The 18,948-nt window shown below is 54.6% G+C and carries 20 protein-coding genes and 1 tRNA gene; 4 read left to right on the top strand and 17 right to left on the bottom strand.

The genetic code is table 11. From position 1 onward, the window contains the following. The first annotated feature begins 88 nt into the window (after positions 1 to 88). On the top strand, positions 89 to 274 hold the full coding sequence (locus tag BMI79_RS23810; protein WP_158069116.1) for a YlcI/YnfO family protein: 186 nt from the start codon (positions 89 to 91) through the stop codon (positions 272 to 274). Positions 275 to 400: 126 nt separating this feature from the next. Here the strand turns inward: BMI79_RS23810 and BMI79_RS12095 are convergent, their stop codons facing one another. From BMI79_RS12095 to xerD, 10 genes are all read right to left on the bottom strand, one after another. Then, complete coding sequence (locus tag BMI79_RS12095) at positions 401 to 1,210, bottom strand: antA/AntB antirepressor family protein (RefSeq protein ID WP_076942398.1); 810 nt, start codon at positions 1,208 to 1,210, stop codon at positions 401 to 403. Positions 1,211 to 1,309: 99 nt separating this feature from the next. Beyond that, positions 1,310 to 1,507 carry a helix-turn-helix transcriptional regulator gene (locus tag BMI79_RS12100; RefSeq protein ID WP_076942399.1) on the bottom strand — a complete coding sequence of 66 codons (198 nt, stop codon included), beginning with the start codon at positions 1,505 to 1,507 and terminating at the stop codon, positions 1,310 to 1,312. Between the two features lie 215 nt (positions 1,508 to 1,722). Continuing rightward, the gene (locus tag BMI79_RS12105; RefSeq protein WP_076942400.1) at positions 1,723 to 2,451 is read right to left on the bottom strand and encodes a hypothetical protein; all 729 of its coding nucleotides are present in this window, start codon (positions 2,449 to 2,451) and stop codon (positions 1,723 to 1,725) included. Between the two features lie 148 nt (positions 2,452 to 2,599). Continuing rightward, positions 2,600 to 3,814 (bottom strand): tyrosine-type recombinase/integrase, encoded by a 1,215-nt coding sequence (locus BMI79_RS12110; protein ID WP_076942401.1) that lies wholly within the window; start codon positions 3,812 to 3,814, stop codon positions 2,600 to 2,602. Between the two features lie 164 nt (positions 3,815 to 3,978). Beyond that, a tRNA-Gly gene (locus tag BMI79_RS12115) sits at positions 3,979 to 4,052 on the bottom strand. Between the two features lie 166 nt (positions 4,053 to 4,218). Beyond that, on the bottom strand, positions 4,219 to 5,736 hold the full coding sequence (gene lysS, locus BMI79_RS12120; RefSeq protein ID WP_076942402.1) for a lysine--tRNA ligase: 1,518 nt from the start codon (positions 5,734 to 5,736) through the stop codon (positions 4,219 to 4,221). A gap of 9 nt (positions 5,737 to 5,745) precedes the next feature. Continuing rightward, positions 5,746 to 6,844 (bottom strand): peptide chain release factor 2 gene (gene prfB, locus BMI79_RS12125; RefSeq protein WP_125828790.1). Its coding sequence is split into 2 segments (ribosomal slippage): positions 5,746 to 6,768 and positions 6,770 to 6,844, totalling 1,098 coding nucleotides; the frame shifts between segments, so codons are not numbered across the junction. A 149-nt stretch (positions 6,845 to 6,993) separates the two neighbouring features. Then, positions 6,994 to 8,727, bottom strand: coding sequence for a single-stranded-DNA-specific exonuclease RecJ (gene recJ / locus BMI79_RS12130; protein ID WP_076942403.1), 1,734 nt, complete (start codon positions 8,725 to 8,727; stop codon positions 6,994 to 6,996). 6 nt (positions 8,728 to 8,733) lie between these two features. Next, entirely contained in the window at positions 8,734 to 9,447 is a 714-nt protein-coding gene (dsbC, locus tag BMI79_RS12135; protein ID WP_076942404.1) for a bifunctional protein-disulfide isomerase/oxidoreductase DsbC, read from the bottom strand. Between the two features lie 27 nt (positions 9,448 to 9,474). Beyond that, the gene (xerD, locus tag BMI79_RS12140; RefSeq protein WP_076942405.1) at positions 9,475 to 10,374 is read right to left on the bottom strand and encodes a site-specific tyrosine recombinase XerD; all 900 of its coding nucleotides are present in this window, start codon (positions 10,372 to 10,374) and stop codon (positions 9,475 to 9,477) included. Positions 10,375 to 10,481: 107 nt separating this feature from the next. Here xerD and fldB point away from each other — a divergent pair, with 107 nt between their 5' ends. Beyond that, positions 10,482 to 11,000, top strand: coding sequence for a flavodoxin FldB (gene fldB / locus BMI79_RS12145; protein ID WP_076942406.1), 519 nt, complete (start codon positions 10,482 to 10,484; stop codon positions 10,998 to 11,000). Between the two features lie 35 nt (positions 11,001 to 11,035). On the opposite strand, the gene creD is transcribed toward fldB, so the two are convergent. From creD to sdhE, 5 genes are all read right to left on the bottom strand, one after another. Further along, entirely contained in the window at positions 11,036 to 12,436 is a 1,401-nt protein-coding gene (gene creD, locus BMI79_RS12150) for a cell envelope integrity protein CreD (protein ID WP_076942407.1), read from the bottom strand. An 84-nt stretch (positions 12,437 to 12,520) separates the two neighbouring features. Then, on the bottom strand, positions 12,521 to 13,939 hold the full coding sequence (creC, locus tag BMI79_RS12155) for a two-component system sensor histidine kinase CreC (RefSeq protein WP_076942408.1): 1,419 nt from the start codon (positions 13,937 to 13,939) through the stop codon (positions 12,521 to 12,523). After that, positions 13,936 to 14,631 (bottom strand): two-component system response regulator CreB, encoded by a 696-nt coding sequence (gene creB / locus BMI79_RS12160; RefSeq protein ID WP_076942409.1) that lies wholly within the window; start codon positions 14,629 to 14,631, stop codon positions 13,936 to 13,938. The genes creC and creB overlap by 4 nt, the downstream gene beginning before the upstream one ends. Then, complete coding sequence (locus tag BMI79_RS12165; RefSeq protein WP_076942410.1) at positions 14,631 to 15,047, bottom strand: protein YgfX; 417 nt, start codon at positions 15,045 to 15,047, stop codon at positions 14,631 to 14,633. The genes creB and BMI79_RS12165 overlap by 1 nt, the downstream gene beginning before the upstream one ends. Further along, a complete protein-coding gene (gene sdhE / locus BMI79_RS12170) occupies positions 15,028 to 15,294 on the bottom strand; it encodes an FAD assembly factor SdhE (RefSeq protein WP_076942411.1) in 267 nt (88 codons plus the stop codon). The genes BMI79_RS12165 and sdhE overlap by 20 nt, the downstream gene beginning before the upstream one ends. A gap of 298 nt (positions 15,295 to 15,592) precedes the next feature. On the opposite strand from sdhE, the gene ygfZ reads away from it, so the two are divergent. Next, positions 15,593 to 16,585, top strand: coding sequence for a tRNA-modifying protein YgfZ (ygfZ, locus tag BMI79_RS12175; protein WP_076942674.1), 993 nt, complete (start codon positions 15,593 to 15,595; stop codon positions 16,583 to 16,585). 42 nt (positions 16,586 to 16,627) lie between these two features. Here the strand turns inward: ygfZ and trhA are convergent, their stop codons facing one another. Next, positions 16,628 to 17,302, bottom strand: a complete 675-nt coding sequence (trhA, locus tag BMI79_RS12180; RefSeq protein WP_076942412.1) for a PAQR family membrane homeostasis protein TrhA — start codon at positions 17,300 to 17,302, stop codon at positions 16,628 to 16,630. Positions 17,303 to 17,497: 195 nt separating this feature from the next. On the opposite strand from trhA, the gene BMI79_RS12185 reads away from it, so the two are divergent. Beyond that, complete coding sequence (locus tag BMI79_RS12185) at positions 17,498 to 18,106, top strand: HD domain-containing protein (RefSeq protein ID WP_076942413.1); 609 nt, start codon at positions 17,498 to 17,500, stop codon at positions 18,104 to 18,106. Positions 18,107 to 18,137: 31 nt separating this feature from the next. On the opposite strand, the gene BMI79_RS12190 is transcribed toward BMI79_RS12185, so the two are convergent. Continuing rightward, the gene (locus BMI79_RS12190) at positions 18,138 to 18,884 is read right to left on the bottom strand and encodes an SDR family oxidoreductase (RefSeq protein ID WP_076942414.1); all 747 of its coding nucleotides are present in this window, start codon (positions 18,882 to 18,884) and stop codon (positions 18,138 to 18,140) included. Positions 18,885 to 18,948: the final 64 nt, after the last annotated feature.

The following is an 18,948-nucleotide window of genomic DNA, read 5'->3' on the forward strand; positions in this document are numbered from 1 at the left end:
ACTACACTTAAGTGAAACACACTTCAAGCATTGCGGATAACTTTTTATTGCATATACTGATACACACCAAAACAAAGAGGAATCAGTAATGGCAACGCCTAACAAGAATGCAAAATCACAACTATTTACTGTCAGAGTTCCGCATGAAGTTGTATCAGATATGGAATTGTTAAAAGATGATGGCGAAAGCAATGCTGGCTTTATCGTCACTTCAATGCGTGGTGAGATCAAACGCCGCCAGCGCAAGAAGGCCAAGGAAACACCTGAAAGCTGATCCAGTAGTGCGCTGTTCCAAAGGGCTGCATTAACAGTGCCGCCTTTTTTTATTGCCGCTATGCCACCAGCAGAACGGCAACCGATGCCATCCAGGGGAGAGGCCCATTTCTGGCCGGATGCATGGTTAAACATGGTCAGCCCCCAGACGTTTAGCAAGCCAGCGCTGTGAGAGTTCGGTGAGTTTGGCTTTGCGCTGGTGATAGCCTTGCCCCAGCTCGATCAGCGTGATGTTGGTTTGTTCCAGATAAGAGAAGTGGGCCAACTGATCGGCATTCATGCTGTCGCGTGGTTCGCCGGCCACACTGCTTGCCTGCGCCCATTGCTTGGCTGTCATACCTCCCAACACCAAGCGGGAAATCATGTTGCTCTCAGTGGTGAAGTGGTGCGCCAGCGTCTTTTTGCCCTGTTCGGCACGTGCCAGCTCCAGTGCCGCACACATTGGCTTAAAATAACTGGCCGCTGTAATGCGTGCTTTCAACCGCTGGCGTAATTCGGCGGTAACTTTCGGAGCGATACGCTGTAATTTTTCCTCACACCGAATGAAGTATTGCCTTATTGCTTGGCCTTGCGGTGTGCGCTCCACCATTGCCAACTCTTTTGCCATGCCCAGGGTAATTAGGTAATCATGTTCGAGCTGTTGCCTCGCTTTTGTGCTCGCCCGTTTTGGCGCGCTCAAATTTTCAACCAACACATAATCGGTAGTGGCAATAAAGCCATATTGGCTAATACGGCCTTTAATCCAGTTGGTGAAATCACGGCCCACACCCAACGTTTTATGTAATGCCTTAGCGCTCACAATATTGCTTTCACGCCCACCTATCCGGCCAGCAATAACCGGTACTAAGATAGAAAACTCATTACTGTTAATATCGCCGTGACTTTCTTTAAGGTGAGCTTGGCCCCGGCCAATGTTGGCCGTTTTTTCAATTTTCATTGATTATCCCTCGTTAAAGCTTTCGATCACTGCTGATGAGTCCGGAACGGAATGCGACTCAACGGAACAGTACGCAAGAATGAACACCCGTTTTCTTTATCAGGCAACCTCCTTGCGCGATTCTGCAATGCGTTCATTGACCCACTCGTCAATTTCGCTTTCAACAAAGGCAATGGCGCGAGTGCCAATCTTTACGGATGCAGGGAATTTACCCTGAGACATGAGGCGATAGATCCAGGCTTTGCTATAACCAGTACGGCGCTGGACTTCGGTGAGGCGGACAAATGATTTCGACATATTTACCTCGTAACGTCTATTGCGGTTTACGAGATAATTACACCTATGGGAAATTTAAAATAGGTGGGCATGATTTTGTAACGCGCCCACCATTATTAAAACAATCATAAATATAGATAGGCACTAATTCTGAAGTGATTAAGGCATTATTATTTTAAATAAACAACACATTCTGGAATGTAGTACTCCCTTTTTTGATAAATGGTGACCACCAATTATCCCTTTGATTTATTTGTTCTTCTCCCAATGCTTTGCAGGCTAACTGGACGCAGGACAAGGTTCACGGCTTCCGCCATGTTTTTGCCAGCCCCCCTTTCGGTGAGGTAGTCTATTACTTCTTTTTTCGTTGGGGCAGTCTGCGGTTCATCTTCATCATAGGTTGACCAAAGTTCCTTGATAGCATCCTGAACAAACTCCAGGCCTTCACTCTGATGCTCGTATTTTAGAAGTAATGGAGCGTTATTATTGACAGATTCTGGCATTACATTAACAACAGTTGAAGATGAACTTACATCCCAGCCAGGGTGAACCTTTGTTATTTTTTCTGGAGCAGGCTTTCTCACGAAATCAACACGCTCACTTTCAACCCATAGATATAGTGAGTCACGAGTGATTATTGTTTTATCTTTTGATATCTCGTGCTTGCGGTCAGTTGGTTTAATTTCATAGTTTTCCCAATACCCGTTCCAGTTATCATTCTCTACCCATCTAATAGCAAAACACTGAACAGGTGTTAACACTCCGCGTCGGATAGCACTGACAATTCCTTCGGAGAAACCCCACGCCATTTTCCAGCGAATGTGGCGATTATTTTTAACATCATCTAATCCATTATCGTAATCATAAGGATCAATACCAGCCAGTAATAAAGCTGCCTGAGATATGGAAAACTCCTGAACAGTTCTCCAATGTGAAAGATCTGGGAAATCTTCAACAATCGGCATAGTGTGCCATCCTACACCCTCTAATAATGTAGAGACTATGCCAGCCCGTAGAGGTGCGCGGGTTTTCGGGAGTTACCTCAGGCATAGCCTATTCTTTAATCGTCTACTGTAGTCTACTCCGGTAGTTTATTACTGTCGATACATACAGCTAAGCCAGTTTCCCGAACGTGCCATGCACCACATTGCCGCCCAGCTCCAGGCTATCCATATAGTCGGCATACCACTGAAGCATTTCCCGGCGACCATCCAGGTATTGGGCGTGGTTGTACGTTCCCCGAATGCTGTTCTTATCGACGTGGGCCAGTTGGGTTTCAATCCAGGCGGTGTTATAGCCTTGTTCGTGCAGAATGGTGCTCATGGTGTGGCGGAAGCCGTGGCCGGTTACACGCCCAGCGTACCCAATGCGGCGAACCAGCACATTCATAGCCATTTCGCTCATTGGCTTGCTGTGGTGGATTCGGCCAGGGAACACATAGCCGTAATGGCCGGTCAGCGGTTTAAGCTGCTGCAAGATGCTGATCGCCTGGTTGGATAACGGCACACAATGGGGGCGGCGCTTCTTCATGCGTTCCGGTGGCACTTCCCAAAGCCGGTTATCAAAATCAAACTCCGACCATTCAGCCTTGCGCAGTTCACCCGGCCGCACGCCAGTAATGATTAACAGGCGCATGGCCAGCTTAACGATCAGGCTGCCGGTGTAGGTGTTGAAGGTGCGGAAAAAGTCGGGTAATTCAGCCACCGACAAAAAGGCGTAATGCTCTTTTTTATGCGGAGAGAAGGCACTGGCAAGATCTGGCGCGGGGTTATATTCCGCCCTGCCGGTGACGATGGCGTATTTCCATACCTCACCACACCGCTGGCGCACTTTGCGCAACTTCTCTGTGGCGCTGCGCTCATCCAATCGGGAAAGCACCCCCATAAGTTCCATTGGCTTTATTTCGGCAATTGGGCGGTGGCCGATATAAGGGAAAACATCGCTCTCGAACGTTTTCATCATTTCTTCGGCATACGACTCTGACCAGCGATCGCGGCGCTTCTCGTACCACTCGCGCGCGATCCCCTCAAAGGTATTGCCAGCCACATCTTGCCGCGCTTGCTTCTCTTGCTTTCTCGCCTCACTGGGATTGATGCCCGATGCCACCAGCTTTTTGGCCTCATCCCGCTTCTGTCTTGCGCCGGTTAATGACACTGTGGGGTAGGTGCCGAGGGATAGCATTTTTGGCTTGCCGTCGAAGCGATAACGAAAGCGCCAACCTTTGGAACCGTTCGGCTCAATGAGTATAGAAAGCCCACCACCGTCACTGAGTGTATAGGGCTTGTCTTGCGGCTTAGAGCGCCGTAGTTCAAGGTCTGTGAGGGGCATTGTGTATAGCTCCGAAGAAGATTCGACGTCCTATACACATTACTATACACATAGATGTATAGATTTTGGTATATGTGGGTAGACCTTGGGATAACGAGATTTCGCTGGAAGGCTTGATTTTACTGGGTTGAGTAGGCTTTGGTAGACGTTGGGAGAAGTGTGTTTGGAGCGGGTGAAGGGAATCGAACCCTCGTATGCAGCTTGGGAAGCTGCCGTTCTACCATTGAACTACACCCGCTTTGGTGTGCGCTTGGCATTATAACCGGTTATGCGCGCCGGGCAAGCGGAGAAAGCATTTAACTGCTGATGTTTTAAGCGGTTAGCAACAATTTATCCTTTCTGTTCACTCCAAGCGAAAAAAAACCGGCACAGTTGCCCGCACCGGTTGATTGATTCACGTAACGTTATTTGCTCGGGCGCATGGCCGGGAACAGGATCACGTCACGGATAGTGTGGCTGTTGGTCAACAGCATCACCATACGGTCGATACCGATCCCCAAGCCTGCTGTTGGTGGCAGGCCATGTTCCAACGCCGTCACGTAGTCTTCGTCGTAGAACATCGCTTCGTCATCACCCGCATCTTTAGCGGCAACCTGGTCAGCAAAACGCTGCGCCTGATCTTCTGCGTCGTTCAGCTCAGAGAAACCGTTACCGATTTCACGGCCACCGATAAAGAACTCGAAGCGATCGGTGATTTCCGGGTTCTGATCGTTACGGCGCGCCAGCGGGGAAACTTCCGCCGGGTATTCGGTAATAAAGGTTGGCTGAATCAGGTGGCTTTCCGCCGTCTCTTCGAAAATCTCGGTGACGACGCGGCCAAGGCCCCAGCTCTTCTCAACCTTGATGCCAATGGATTCAGCAATCGCTACCGCTTTCGCCATATCGTTCAGATCGTTCAGATCGGTCTCAGGGCGATACTTTTTGATCGCCTCTTTCATGGTCAGCTTTTCAAACGGTTTGCCGAAGTCGAACACTTCATCGCCATACTGCACTTGGGTATTACCCAACACATCCTGCGCCAGCGTGCGGAACAACGACTCGGTCAGTTCGATCAGATCTTTATAATCCGCATACGCCATATAGAGTTCCATCATGGTGAACTCTGGGTTATGACGCGGAGAAACGCCTTCGTTGCGGAAGTTACGGTTGATTTCGAACACGCGCTCGAACCCACCGACCACCAGGCGCTTCAGATACAGTTCTGGCGCGATACGCAGGTACATATCGATATCCAGCGCATTGTGGTGAGTGACAAACGGACGGGCAGAAGCACCGCCAGGGATCACCTGCATCATTGGGGTTTCGACTTCCATAAAGCCGCGGCCCACCATGAAGTTACGGATCCCCGCCATCACCTGTGAACGCACTTTAAACGTATTACGCGATTCTTCGTTGGCGATCAGATCCAGATAACGCTGGCGATAACGGGTTTCCTGATCCGCCAAGCCGTGGAACTTGTCCGGCAGCGGACGCAGCGCTTTGGTCAACAGGCGCAGTTCGGTACAGTGAATGGAAAGCTCGCCGGTTTTGGTTTTGAACAGCTTGCCGCGGGCGCCGAGAATATCGCCCAGATCCCACTTTTTGAACTGCTCGTTGTAAATGCCTTCAGCCAGATCGTCACGTGCCACGTAAAGCTGAATACGGCCCCCCACGTCCTGCAAGGTCACAAAAGAGGCTTTACCCATGATACGGCGGGTCATCATGCGGCCAGCCACCGTCACTTCTATGCCCAGCGCTTCCAGCTCTTCGTTATCTTTGCTGTCGTATGCTGCGTGCAGCTTGTCAGACGTGGTATCACGACGGAAATCGTTCGGGAACGCAATGCCGTTCTCGCGCAGCGCGGCCAGTTTTTCACGGCGTGACTGCAGCTCGTTATTGAGATCCAACGCCTGCTCGGCGCCTTGTGCTTGTTGCTCAGACATTCTTGTTCCTCATAACCCGGCTTTCAAACTTGCCTCAATGAATTTATCCAGGTCGCCATCCAGTACGGCCTGCGTGTTACGCGTTTCTACGTTGGTGCGCAAATCCTTGATACGGGAGTCATCCAGCACATAAGAGCGGATCTGGCTGCCCCAGCCGATATCGGATTTGCTGTCTTCCAGCATTTGCTTGTCAGCATTTTTCTTTTGCATCTCATATTCATACAGCTTGGCGCGCAGCTGTTTGAAAGCCTGATCTTTGTTCTTATGCTGAGAGCGATCGTTCTGACACTGCACCACAATGTTGGTCGGCAAGTGAGTAATACGCACTGCGGACTCGGTTTTGTTCACGTGCTGGCCACCCGCGCCAGAAGCACGGTAAACGTCAATACGCAGGTCAGCCGGGTTGATGTCAATATCGATATCCTCGTCCACTTCCGGGTAAATAAACACCGAGCTGAAGGAGGTGTGGCGACGGCCACCGGAGTCGAATGGGCTCTTACGCACCAAGCGATGCACGCCGGTTTCAGTACGTAGCCAGCCAAATGCATAGTCGCCGATAATCTTGATAGTGGCAGACTTCAGGCCCGCGACGTCGCCGTCGGACTCTTCAATCACTTCCGTTTTGAAACCTTTCGCTTCGGCCCAACGCAGGTACATACGCAACAGCATGCTGGCCCAGTCCTGCGCTTCGGTGCCGCCGGAACCGGCCTGGATATCCAGGTAACAGTCTGCACTGTCGTATTCGCCAGAGAACATACGGCGGAATTCCAGTTGCTCCAGCTTGACGGTCAGTTGGTCAAGCTCAACCACCGCTTCATTAAAGGTTTCTTCGTCTTCCGCTTCGACCGCCAGTTCCAGCAGGCCGGAAACGTCTTCACAACCTTGTTCCATCTGATCGATGGTTTCAACAATGGCTTCCAGCGCCGAGCGCTCTTTGCCCAGCGCCTGTGCGCGTTCAGGTTCGTTCCAGACGTCCGGCTGTTCCAGCTCGGCGTTGACTTCTTCTAGGCGTTCTTTCTTGGCATCATAGTCAAAGATACCCCCTAAGAACGGCCGTCCGCTCAGACAGGTCCTGAATGCGGTTTTTTACCGGATTAATTTCAAACATGATTTTTAGCGTTCTTACGTTGATGTCGTCGATGGCGAAATGCCATTGGAACCGGTAATTCTAGCGGATCCAGCGGCCAGTTTATAGCGAGTTGGTCAGTTTTTGTGGCGAGAATGACTGGGGAGCCCGAAGGCACCCCAGGAAAAAGACTAGCGCGGCCAGAGATGTTGGATCAGCAACTGCACATTGCGGTTGCCACGGAACTCGTTGACCTCCAGCTTGTAGGCCAGTTCGGCTTCTTTCACGCTGCTGTCGGGCCACAGCGTCGTATCGATGTTGAAGGCGATGCCATCCAGCAACGGGCCGCCGCCGAGCGGTTCCACCATCAGTTTCAGGTGTTTCTCTCCCACCAGCCGCTGCTGCAGAATGCGGAATTTACCGTCGAAGGTCGGTTCCGGGAATGCCTGCCCCCATGGCCCGCCCTCACGCAGCAGTTCTGCTGTGGTTAACGTCAGTTCCTGTATTGCCAGTTCGCCATCGGACCAGATCACCCCTTCCAACATTGCCGGATCGAGCCATTCCCCCACCAGGTCGCCAAAGCACTGGCGGAACTCATCAAACTTGGCTTCTTCGAGCGATAAACCGGCGGCCATCGCATGGCCGCCAAACTTCAGCATCAGCCCCGGGTTCAGAGTGTCGAGCCGCTCCAGCGCATCACGCATGTGCAGCCCGGCCACCGAGCGGCCAGAACCTTTCAGAATACCATCCCCCGCCGGAGCAAAGGCAATCACCGGGCGGTGGAAACGTTCTTTGATGCGTGAAGCCAGAATGCCGACTACGCCCTGATGCCATTCTGGATGGTACATCGCCAATCCGTAAGGCAGCTCGGTGGTAGAGCGCTCCAACTGATCGCACAGTTGCAGCGCTTCTACCTGCATGCCCTGCTCGATTTCACGCCGGGTCTGATTCAGCGCGTCGAGATCGTTGGCCAGCATACGGGCCTGGGCGATGTCGTCACTCAGCAGTAAAGCCACGCCGATCGACATATCATCCAACCGCCCGGCAGCGTTGAGCCGTGGGCCAAGGGAGAAACCGAGATCGCTTGCCGCCAACTGGCGCGCATCACGGTTCGCCACCTCCAGCAAGGCACGGATGCCTGGCCGACATTTACCGGCGCGAATGCGGCTCAGGCCCTGATGCACCAGAATACGGTTATTGGCATCCAGCGGCACCACGTCCGCCACCGTCCCCAAGGCCACCAGATCCAGCAGTTCTGCCAGATTAGGCACGGCCAATGTCCGCTGTTCGAACCAGCCGCAGTCGCGCAGCCGAGCACGCAGCGCCAGCATCAGGTAAAAGGCTACGCCGACACCGGCTAAGGATTTGGAGGGGAACTCACAGCCACGCAGGTTGGGGTTAACGATCGCTTCCGCCGCGGGCAGCGTTTCGCCCGGCAGATGGTGATCGGTAACCAGCACCTGCATTCCTTTTGCGTGCGCCAGATCAACCCCTGCATGGGAAGAAATGCCGTTATCCACGGTGACGATCAGTTCGGCACCGCGCACCGCCACCTGTTCTACCACTTCCGGGCTCAGGCCGTACCCATCTTCAAAACGGTTTGGCACCAGATAATCGACGGCGCTACAGCCCATGCTGCGCAGTGCCAGCACCGTCAGTGCGGTGCTGGTAGCACCATCGGCATCAAAATCACCCACGACCATAATGCGCCGGCGCTCGACCATGGCCTGCTGCAGGAGAGTGACCGCCGCGTCGATACCGTCCAGTTGCTGCCAGGGCAGCATACCTTTAACGCCACGTTCCAGTTCCTGTTCACCCTTAACCCCACGCAAAGCGTATAGACGGCGCAACAGCGGTGGTAAACTGGCAGGCAGATGGCTGGCGTCCGCCGCCTCACGGCGGCGTAATTGGGTTTTAATACTCACTGGCTCTTATTTCTTTGCGGCTGAGGCAGCGTGTGCATCCAGCATCGCGGCCATTTCTTTCGGGCCTTGGTAGCCTGGGATCAACATGCCATTTTGCAGAACGATAGCGGGGGTGCCTTGAACGCCAAACTGTACGCCTAGCGCATAGTGCTTGCTGATGTCAGTTTTGCAGGTGGCAGGCGAGATCGCATCACCTTTCAGAGCGGCGTCGAAAGCTTTGGCTTTATCGGCAGAGCACCAGATCGATTGCATGTCTTTCTCAGCCTGTGAATTCAGGCCCTGGCGCGGGAACGCCAGATAACGCACGGTGATCCCCAGCTCGTTATACTCTTTCATCTGCTCGTGCAGTTTGTGGCAATAGCCGCAGGTGATATCGGTAAACACGGTGATCACGTGTTTTTCGTTTGCAGCTTTATAGACGATCATCTGATCTTTCAGCGCTTCCAGCTTGGTGACCAACAGTTGGTTGGTGACGTTAACCGGCTCTGCGCCGCTGACGTCATACAGCGGCCCTTGCAGCACATGTTTACCGTCTTCCGTGATATACAGCACGCCGTTCTCGGTCAGGACGGTTTTCAGGCCAGCAGCCGGTGAAGGTTGCACATCGGCCTGTTTGATCCCCAGGCTGCCGAGCGCTTGTTGAATCGCTGCATCGTCAGCGTGAACCGCGCCGGTAAATGAAGCCACCAGCATAGAGAGCAGCATTACACCTTTTTTCATTCTTTCAATCCTTTCAGACCCTGCACGTCAGGCGCGCGGGTGATGCTGTTGATGTAGCTGTTTCAACCGTTCGGTCGCTACATGTGTATAAATTTGCGTGGTCGAGAGGTCACTATGCCCCAATAACATCTGTACGACACGGAGATCGGCACCATGGTTCAGTAAATGGGTGGCGAAAGCATGGCGCAGCACATGCGGAGACAGCCGTTCGCTGTCAATACCGGCTAGGATCGCATAGTGTTTGATGCGATGCCAGAACGTCTGTCGGGTCATTTGCTGGCTGCGGTTGCTGGGGAATAACACATCCAGCGTTTGGCCATTCAGCATCCACGGGCGGCCATGCTCCAGATAATTTTCAATCCAGTACACCGCTTCTTCACCCAGCGGCACCAACCGTTCCTTATTCCCTTTACCGATCACCCGTACCACTCCCTGCCGCAGGCTGACATCGCTGATGGTCAGCCCCACCAGTTCCGATACGCGCAACCCGGTGGCATACAACACTTCCAGCATCGCTTTATCGCGCAGTTCCAGCGGCTGATCGACACAAGGGGCCTGCAACAGGGCTTCAACCTGCGCCTCGCTCAAATCTTTCGGCAGCCGCTGCGGCAGCTTGGGCGAGGCCAGCAGCGCGGTTGGGTCGTCTTCCCGCAGCTTTTCACGGTAAAAATATTGGAATAAACGGCGCATTGCGCTCAACAGGCGGGCTGAGCTGGTGGCTTTGTATCCCCCCTCAACCCGTTCGGCGAGAAATGCCTGCAAATCCAGCGCTTCGGCCTGCAACAGGCTGCTGTTATGGTGCTCCAGCCAGCCTGCCAACGCCTGCAGATCCAAGCGGTAAGAGGCCAACGTATTCTCCGCCAGATTGCGTTCAAGCCATAGCGCATCCAGGAATTGCTCAATCAGCGCACTTTCTTGCTGTCGCATCGGCTCCTCTCTCTTGTTACGTTTATGCCCCCGGCATTATGCCTGAAGCCAGCACAAATCTGGTACACTCCTGGTCATTCTCGGTACGGTTATATAGCGATTTATACATGAAGATTGGTCTGTTTTACGGCTCCAGCACCTGCTACACCGAAATGGCGGCAGAAAAAATCCGTGAGATTCTGGGTGAAGACCTGGTCGACCTGCACAACCTGAAAGACGTCTCCCCCAAGCGGATGGAGGAATACGCCATCCTGATCCTCGGCATTCCTACCTGGGATTTCGGCGAACTGCAAGAGGACTGGGAGGCCATCTGGCCGCAACTGGGTGAGCTTGATCTGCAAGGCAAAATTGTTGCCATGTACGGAATGGGCGATCAGTTAGGTTACGGCGAGTGGTTTCTGGATGCGCTGGGGATGCTGCACGATCGTCTGGCTCCGCTTGGCGTGCAGTTTATCGGCTTTTGGCCGACCGAAGGCTTTGAGTTCACCAGCCCGAAGCCCCTCAGCGCCGATGGCAAACACTTTGTCGGCCTGGCGCTGGATGAGGTGAATCAGTACGAGCAGAGCGAAGAACGCTTGCAACAGTGGTGCGAACAGATCCTGCTGGAGATGGAGCCGCTGCTGTAAAGCCAACGGGCGCGGAGGTGCGCCCGTTGCGTGAATTACTTCCACAATCTAAAACGATTATCACCGTTACTGGCCGGTGCTTCACCGGTTTCAACGGCCCCCTCGGCCTTGGTATCATTCCCCTTCAGCCGCGCCGCATCGGCCACCTGATACCAGTCCAGCTTGCGTGTCAGCAGCATGATGCCAGCCAGGACACCAAACAGCAGCACCGATCCCAACACCAGCGCGTTATCTTCTGACTGCAACAGCAGATACAGCACGCCATACAGCAACAACAGGCTGGCAGCGAACAACGCACCACGCAGCTTGCCGCGCAATACGGCGCTGAGGTAGAAGGCAATCAGTCCGCTGCAAGCCAGGCTGGCCAGCAGATAGGCCACGTCAAAGCCAAGATGCTCCGAGAAAGCCAGCAGAATCAGGTAGAACAACACCAATGCCGCCCCCACCAGCAGGTACTGAATCGGGTGCACCCGCAGCCCGGTGAGGGTTTCAAACAGGAAGAACGCCATAAACGTCAGCCCAAGGAACAACACCGCATACTTTACCGCGCGCTCGGTCAGTTGGTAGTGATCCACCGGTTCGATCAGGCTGGTGGTGAACGTCGGCAATTTCTCCTCCTCAACCATACCGTTATCATAGAGAAACGCACTGTTGATATTGTTGGCAAACCAGGTGCTGCGCCAGCGCGCGGTGAAGCCGTTCTCCGTCACTTTGCGTTCATCAGGCAGGAAATTGCCGAGAAAATTCGGATGCGGCCAGTTGCTCTGCAATACCAGTTCAGAACTGCGCCCCAGCGGCACCAGAGACAGGCTGCTGGTCCCGGCCAGAGTCAGGGTGAAATCCGCGTCTAAGCCGTGCTGCTGTAAAGATTCCAGTGCCAGCGGCGCATGGATCCCCTGAGAAAGCCCCGCCACCAGCGTACCCGGCTCAAACGCCGCCTGCTGCTGCACGCCGTTCAGTGTTGAAATACTCTTGATGCCGCGCGAGTCGCTCAGTGACACCAACAAGAAGGGCTGGCCGATGGTCACATTGCTGCTTTGCAAATCCTCCAGATCGGGTTGAGCAAACTTGACCTGGAACTTCAGTGGCCCCTGATACACCTGCGTCTGGTAGATCCCCAACTTGCGGACTTCAACATTGGGCTTGCCATCCACCAGCAACGATTCCGGCAGCACAAAGCGCTGATGGCGGCTCACCTGCAGGTAGGTTTCCCCTTTATCATCTTTCTTCTCTTCCCGCAGGGTATAGGGGATGACGATCAGCGGCCCGAGGATCCGCTGTGCCCGGCTGGTACTTTCGCTCACCTGCCCAACCACGCTCTGCCGGTAGCCACTGCGCTCCTGCACTACATCCATCAGTTGCGCTATGGGGATCATCATCAGGATCATTAATCCCAACAGGGTGGTTATTTTCCAAAACAACACTGATTTAAACATCGCTGCGTACTCCTTGTAGGTAATGGCGCAACAATAGAACCGGCAGGTGAAAACAGAATGTGGCTATGTGAAGGGAAGGTGAAGTCAGAGCGATAAAGTGAGCGTTGCCGCCACGCCGTGCGGCTGCAGGTTGTGCAAACGGATGGTGCCACGGTGCAGACGCGCCACTTCCTGCACAAAGTTCAGCCCCAGGCCGCTGCTTTTGGCTTTATCTGCACGCGCCAGCGAATAAAAACGCTCGAACACCTTATCCAGCGCGTAATCCGGAATGCCGCTGCCGGTATCGCTGACGGTGATCTGATAGTGCTGTTCCAGCCGTGCTCCTTGAATGCTGATGGTTCCCCCCGCCGGGGTGAAATCCAGCGCGTTATCCAACAGGTTGCTCAACGCCTGGCCGAGCAGAAAGGCATCGCCGGTCAGGGTCGCGTCGGCCAGTTCCCTGGTTTGGAGGGTGATGCCGCGCTGTGCGGCCTGCGCCTCTTTGCCAGCAATCGCCTGCCGCAGCAAGGGCTGCAGAGCCACCGGAGCCAATTCCAGCCCAGGCCTGCTTTCCAGCCGTGCCTGGACCAGCAGCTTGTCGACCAGTTGCTGGATGCGGGCACTCTGCTGTTCGATGTTGGTCAAAAAACGCTTGGCAGTTGCCGGTGGTGGAGACTCCTGCAACAGCTCGGCGGCACCACGGATTGCTGCCAGCGGGCTTTTCAGCTCATGGGTCAGGGTGTGCACGTATTGCTCGATATAGGCTTTGCCTTCCAGCTTCAGGCGCATGCTTTCTAACGCCTGCGCCAGTTGGGCCAACTCAGCGCTGCCCATCTGCGGCAGCGGAATTGCTTCACCTTGAGCCACGCCGTCGGCGTAACGCACCAGGCGGCTAATCGAGCGGTTGATCCACCAGACAAACCCCAAGCCAATCGCCAAGGCGATCCCCAGCAGCACCGCGCCCGCCAGCAGGATCCGCCGCTCGCTGCGCCGGATCACCGGCACCATACTGCTGTTCGGCTTGCCCACGCTCAGCACACCGATAATCTGCCCCTGTTCTATCACCGGCGCAGCCACGTACATAATAGAGCTGCTTTCATCGTCAGGGATCATGCGCGTGCTGCGAGCACCGTACTGGCCACGCAGCGTCAGATAAACATCATTCCAGCGCGAGTAATCCTGCCCCAGAGCCTGACCGCCGGAATCAAAAATCACCTTGCCGCGGCTATCAGTCAGATACACACGGTACTCATTGCGATCTTTACGGATGCCAGCAATATTGGCACCGATTGGCCGCTGGTTCAGTTGGGCAAAAGCCTGTGCCAACTGGCCGTAGGCGGCGTCGCCGTGTTTCATATCCAAACGGGCGATCTGCGCCAGCAGATTGGCGGTATCCACTAGCGTGCCCTCGGTGGCACGCCGTACCCCAGGCTTCACTTCCTGCACAAAAATGCTTAAGACGAAATAACCGGCCACCGCCACAATCAGGAAATACCCTAACAGCAGACGCAGGCCGATCTTCATGGTTGGCGGCTCACGCTGTAACCCAATCCCCGGTGGGTGTGGATCGGTGGCTCCCCGGCATCAATCGCCCGCAGTTTGGCGCGCAGCGTTTTGATGTGGGTATCGACGGTGCGATCCAGGCTCTCTTCCGCGTGGGCCCAAACGCTGTCCATCAGTTGTTGGCGCGAGAACACGCGCCCAGGCGCCAGCAGTAAGGTTTTCAGCAGCAGGAATTCATAGCGGGTCAGCGGCAACGGTTGCTGGTGATAGCTGATAGCAGCCCCCTCTTCGTCGAGGGTAAACGCGCCAAACTGATACAGGGTAGGCTGCTGCAGGCGTTGTTGTTTGTGCAACCGCCGCAGGATCGTTCTGACGCGAGCGCTGACCTCGCGCGGGGAAAAGGGTTTGGCGACATAGTCATCGGCACCGATCTCTAAGCCAATCAGACGATCGACCTCATCGCTGCGCGCGGTAAGAAACACAATGGGTAAATCTGCCGCCTGCGCCAGCAGCCGACGGCAAAGTTCAAAGCCATTGATATCGGGCAGGCCGACATCGAGGATCGCCAACGCCGGTGCGCCCTGCGGCAAAGCCAGGAGCGCGGGTTCGCCACGATCAAACCAACGCACCTGAAAGCCTTCACTCTCTAAGGTATAAATCAAGGTATCGGCAATGCTGGGTTCGTCCTCCACCAGCCAGAGCAGCGGTTTCATTATTCGCTCCCGCTATCGCCTGGATGCAGCAGCAACTGACGCAGATGGCGCCATTCCGCCTTACTCAGGCAGTCTGAAGCCAACCAGAGGCGATGGCGTTTCTTGCCGTTAGCCTGCTGCAACGTCAGCAGAATACCAAAGCCCGACATCCAGGGCTTTTTCAGCATCAACCACTCCTGCCCCTGCCACTCCACCCGCCGCTCCGCCAACCACCGCAGTTCGCCCTGCCTTGAGGCAATGCGTTTCTGGCTACGAATGCATTCAAACACCACCAGCGTCAGCAACGCCAGCCAGATCGGGCCGTAACCCTCCGGCCAGGGTGAGATCAGAATCAGCAGTATCAGTGCGCCATGAGTCAATAACGAGAATAGCTGGGTACGCCAGGAAACGCGGACATCACATCGCCACTGGGCCACGGTCTTTATTTCGCGTTTGGATCAGGGAAACCATTCTCTGCAGTTCTTTGTCCTGCGGAGCACCATGATTCATAAGCCAATTGAATAAATCGGGATCGTCATTCTCTAGCAGGCGGATAAACAGTGCTTTATCTTCGTCGTTCAGCGTGTCGTATTCGTACTCAAAGAACGGCATGATCGAAATGTCCAGCTCGCGCATCCCACGGCGACAGGCCCAGTGAATACGCGCTTTGTTATTAATATCCATGTTGTTATGGCTAACCTCTTTTCGGCATGTGTTGCCAACGCAGGGTTCAATCGACACTCTGTATGGCAACACGCGCGCAATATAATTCCATCAGCCCACGATTTGACTGAAGGAGGATCGTGACCGTTAGTATACAGGGTAACAATTTGACATACTCGCCGGGAAGGCCGTTCTCCGATCTGGAGCGCAAAATGTCAAAAAAAGCACGGTGCCGTAATAACTGTTTGCAAACCGAGCCACCTCTTTTACCATGCAGTTAACCCTTTCAGGCAATCTGAATATGAAGCAGGAACTCATTATGGCGTTCAATATTCCTTTCCCATCCCGTCTCCCCTCCGCCTCTGCCCAACTGCCACTCACGCTGATCTCACTGGAAGATTGGGCGTTAGTGCAGTTGAACGGGCCGGACACGATGAAATACCTTCAAGGCCAGGTCACGGCCGATATCGACAAACTGGCAGCGGACCAGCACGTGCTGTGCGGCCACTGCGATGCCAAAGGCAAGATGTGGAGCAACCTGCGTCTGTTTCATCGTGGTGAAGGTTTCGCTTATCTGGAACGTCGCAGCGTGCTGGACAGCCAGTTGGCGGAGATCAAAAAATACGCCGTGTTCTCCAAAGTGACCATCGCTGAGGATAATACAGTCGTGCTGCTGGGCGTGGCGGGGTCACAGGCTCGTGGCGCACTGGCAGGCATGTTTACAGCCCTGCCGGATGCCGAGCACCAGGTGGTGCAAGACGGGGATACCACCCTGCTGCATTTGGCCCTGCCAGCAGAACGCTTTCTGCTGATCACCACGGCAGCAATCGCCGAGCAACTTAGCGCCAAGCTCGATGGTCAGGCCATGTTGAACGACAGCCGCCAATGGCTGGCGCTGGATATTGAAGCCGGTTACCCGCTGATTGATGCCGCCAACAGCGCACAACTCGTGCCGCAGGCCACCAACCTGCAGGCACTGGCAGGCATCAGTTTCAGCAAAGGTTGTTATACCGGGCAGGAGATGGTGGCACGCGCCAAGTTCCGTGGTGCCAACAAGCGGGCTCTGTACTGGCTGGAAGGTAAAGCTGAGCGCGTACCGCAAGCCGGTGAAGATCTGGAACTGCAGTTGGGCGAGAATTGGCGACGTACCGGCACCGTATTGGCCGCAATCGCGCTGGATAATGGCACGCTATGGGTGCAGGCGGTGCTGAACAACGATCTGGATGCCAGCAGCGCATTGCGCGTCCGGGAAGATGCAGGTAGCCAGTTAGCCATCAAACCGCTGCCCTACTCGCTGGCAGAAGAGAAGTAACGGATATATCAGCCGCAGGCACAATACCTGCGGCGCTTTGCTTTAGACGTAGAGATAAATCGCCAGAAAGTGGCACAGACTGCCGCCGAGCACAAAGCCGTGCCAGATGGCATGACCAAAGCGCAAACGCTTCGATGCATAGAAAATCACCCCCAACGTATACACCACGCCGCCCACCGCCAACAAGGTGACGCCACCGATCGCCAGGCGCGTTGCCAGTTGGTAAATCACAATCAGCGACAACCACCCCATGAGCAGATAGGTGACCAGCGACAACACCTCAAAACGGTGCGCAAATGCCAGTTTGAAGATCACCCCGAACAACGCCAGCCCCCAGATCACCACCATCACCCCCTTAGCCAACGGTGAATCGAGGCCCACCAGCAGGAAAGGCGTGTAGGTCCCGGCAATCAGCAGGTAAATGGCGCAATGGTCGAATTTTTTCAGCCAGTGTTTGGCTTTTTGATGAGGAATGGCGTGATACAGCGTGGAAGCTAGAAACAGCAGAATCATGCTGCCGCCATACAGGCTGTAGCTGGTGATAGCGGTGACATCAGCCCCGGTATTCACGGCCTGCACCAGCAGCAACACCAAGCCGACGATCCCAAATACCAGCCCTATGCCATGGCTGATGCTATTTGCAATCTCTTCAGCCCATGGATAAGGTGCGCCTGCGGGCTTATCGGTTTCGGCCTTTATTTGATCCTTTCTCACCATAGTGCGCACATCCTCAGAACAGCCAACAGTGTTTGAAATTACTGTAAAAGAGCTTAACTGAGAATGATTTCAGTGTACACGTGTACGCTAAAATAAAACTGTGAACGCGTGTAACATTGCACTGGCGTCGAATTTATCGGTTCGCTGAGCTACAATCGGCAAGCTTTCCCCGCCACTAACCTCGAGGTTCACTCCATGTCGTCTGCTGTACCCGCCTTAGATTTTGGCTCCATGACTCAAGTTATCCACTTCCTGATGGAAATCGACAAACTGAAAAACGTTCAGCGCCGTACCAAAGTTCTGGGCAGCCAACGTCAGGAGAATTCCGCCGAACACAGCTGGCATTTTGCTATTGCTGCCTTAAGCCTGGCACCTTATGCCGGTGCAGACGTCGACATTCAACGTGTGATCCAGATGGCCTTACTGCATGATATCGTCGAAATCGATGCCGGTGACGTGATGGTTTACGATCTGGCTGCGCGTGCCGCGATCCACGATCAGGAAATCGCGGCAGCAAAACGTTTGTTTGGTTTACTCCCCGAACCTCAGCGTTCGTCGTTCACCGCGCTGTGGCAGGAATATGAAGACGGCGAAAGCGCCGATGCGCGCTTTGCTCTGGTGCTAGATCGCAGCATGCCGATGCTGATGAATCTGCACAATGAAGGCCAGAGCTGGGTAGAGAACGGTATCAGCCTAGAACAGGTACTAGCACGCAATGCAATGATTGCCGATATCCATCCAGAGCTGTGGCAACATCTGCATCAGCACCTACTGGATGCACAGCGCAAAGGCTGGTTGAAGTAACAGACCAGGGCACCGTGGTGCCCTGACTGATTCAGCGCCCACCAGCAGCCTCGATAAAACTGCCGGTCACGTAAGATGCCGCATCGGAAAGCAGCCAGGCAATCACTTCTGCGATCTCTTCCGGTTGGCCGCCGCGCTGCATCGGCAGCAGCGTTTTAACCCGATCCACCCGCCCCGGCTCACCGCCGCTGGCATGCATCTCGGTATAGATGCACCCCGGACGCACGCCGTTAACGCGGATGCCCTGCGCCGCCACCTCCAGCGCCAGGCCGGTGGTCAGCGTATCCACCGCCCCTTTCGACGCCGCATAGTCGATGTACTCCCACGGAGCCCCTAAGCGTGCCGCAGCAGAGGAGACGTTGACGATCGCCCCGCCCTGGCCACCATGGCGCCACGCCATTCGCTTCACCGCTTCGCGGCAGCAGAGAAAATAACCGGTGACATTGGTGCTCAGCACTTTGTTGATGCGCTCGGCGCTGAGCTGCTCAATCCCTGTCTGTTGGAACAGAATACCGGCGTTATTCACCAGCGCATCTATGGGGCCAAGCGTCTGTTCTAAGGCGGCAAACATCGCCACCACCTCATCTTCCTCGGCGATATTCGCCTGCAGAGCCATCGCCTTACCCCCCTGTTCCAGGATCTGCGACACCACCTGCTCCGCTGCTGCCTGGTCTTGCAGATAGTTCACGCCAACTGCATAACCCTGCTGAGCCAGTAATAATGCCGTCGCACGGCCAATACCCCGGCTGGCACCGGTAATTAATACTACCTTCGTCATATCTGCTCCTAGCGGTGGGTGTTCGTCATTAACGTGGGTCAGTTATAGACAAAAAGAGGTTCGG

This window comes from Serratia oryzae (assembly GCF_001976145.1).
In the GTDB taxonomy this organism is placed as follows: Bacteria; Pseudomonadota; Gammaproteobacteria; order Enterobacterales; family Enterobacteriaceae; genus Chania; species Chania oryzae.

Coding starts and splice junctions, on each gene's coding strand:
- BMI79_RS23810 (WP_158069116.1), top strand. CDS start 89: ATGGCAACGCCTAACAAGAATGCAAAATCACAACTATTTACTGTCAGA.
- BMI79_RS12095 (WP_076942398.1), bottom strand. CDS start 1,210: ATGAAAATTGAAAAAACGGCCAACATTGGCCGGGGCCAAGCTCACCTT.
- BMI79_RS12100 (WP_076942399.1), bottom strand. CDS start 1,507: ATGTCGAAATCATTTGTCCGCCTCACCGAAGTCCAGCGCCGTACTGGT.
- BMI79_RS12105 (WP_076942400.1), bottom strand. CDS start 2,451: ATGCCGATTGTTGAAGATTTCCCAGATCTTTCACATTGGAGAACTGTT.
- BMI79_RS12110 (WP_076942401.1), bottom strand. CDS start 3,814: ATGCCCCTCACAGACCTTGAACTACGGCGCTCTAAGCCGCAAGACAAG.
- lysS (WP_076942402.1), bottom strand. CDS start 5,736: ATGTCTGAGCAACAAGCACAAGGCGCCGAGCAGGCGTTGGATCTCAAT.
- dsbC (WP_076942404.1), bottom strand. CDS start 9,447: ATGAAAAAAGGTGTAATGCTGCTCTCTATGCTGGTGGCTTCATTTACC.
- xerD (WP_076942405.1), bottom strand. CDS start 10,374: ATGCGACAGCAAGAAAGTGCGCTGATTGAGCAATTCCTGGATGCGCTA.
- fldB (WP_076942406.1), top strand. CDS start 10,482: ATGAAGATTGGTCTGTTTTACGGCTCCAGCACCTGCTACACCGAAATG.
- creD (WP_076942407.1), bottom strand. CDS start 12,436: ATGTTTAAATCAGTGTTGTTTTGGAAAATAACCACCCTGTTGGGATTA.
- creC (WP_076942408.1), bottom strand. CDS start 13,939: ATGAAGATCGGCCTGCGTCTGCTGTTAGGGTATTTCCTGATTGTGGCG.
- creB (WP_076942409.1), bottom strand. CDS start 14,631: ATGAAACCGCTGCTCTGGCTGGTGGAGGACGAACCCAGCATTGCCGAT.
- sdhE (WP_076942411.1), bottom strand. CDS start 15,294: ATGGATATTAATAACAAAGCGCGTATTCACTGGGCCTGTCGCCGTGGG.
- ygfZ (WP_076942674.1), top strand. CDS start 15,593: ATGGCGTTCAATATTCCTTTCCCATCCCGTCTCCCCTCCGCCTCTGCC.
- trhA (WP_076942412.1), bottom strand. CDS start 17,302: ATGGTGAGAAAGGATCAAATAAAGGCCGAAACCGATAAGCCCGCAGGC.
- BMI79_RS12185 (WP_076942413.1), top strand. CDS start 17,498: ATGTCGTCTGCTGTACCCGCCTTAGATTTTGGCTCCATGACTCAAGTT.
- BMI79_RS12190 (WP_076942414.1), bottom strand. CDS start 18,884: ATGACGAAGGTAGTATTAATTACCGGTGCCAGCCGGGGTATTGGCCGT.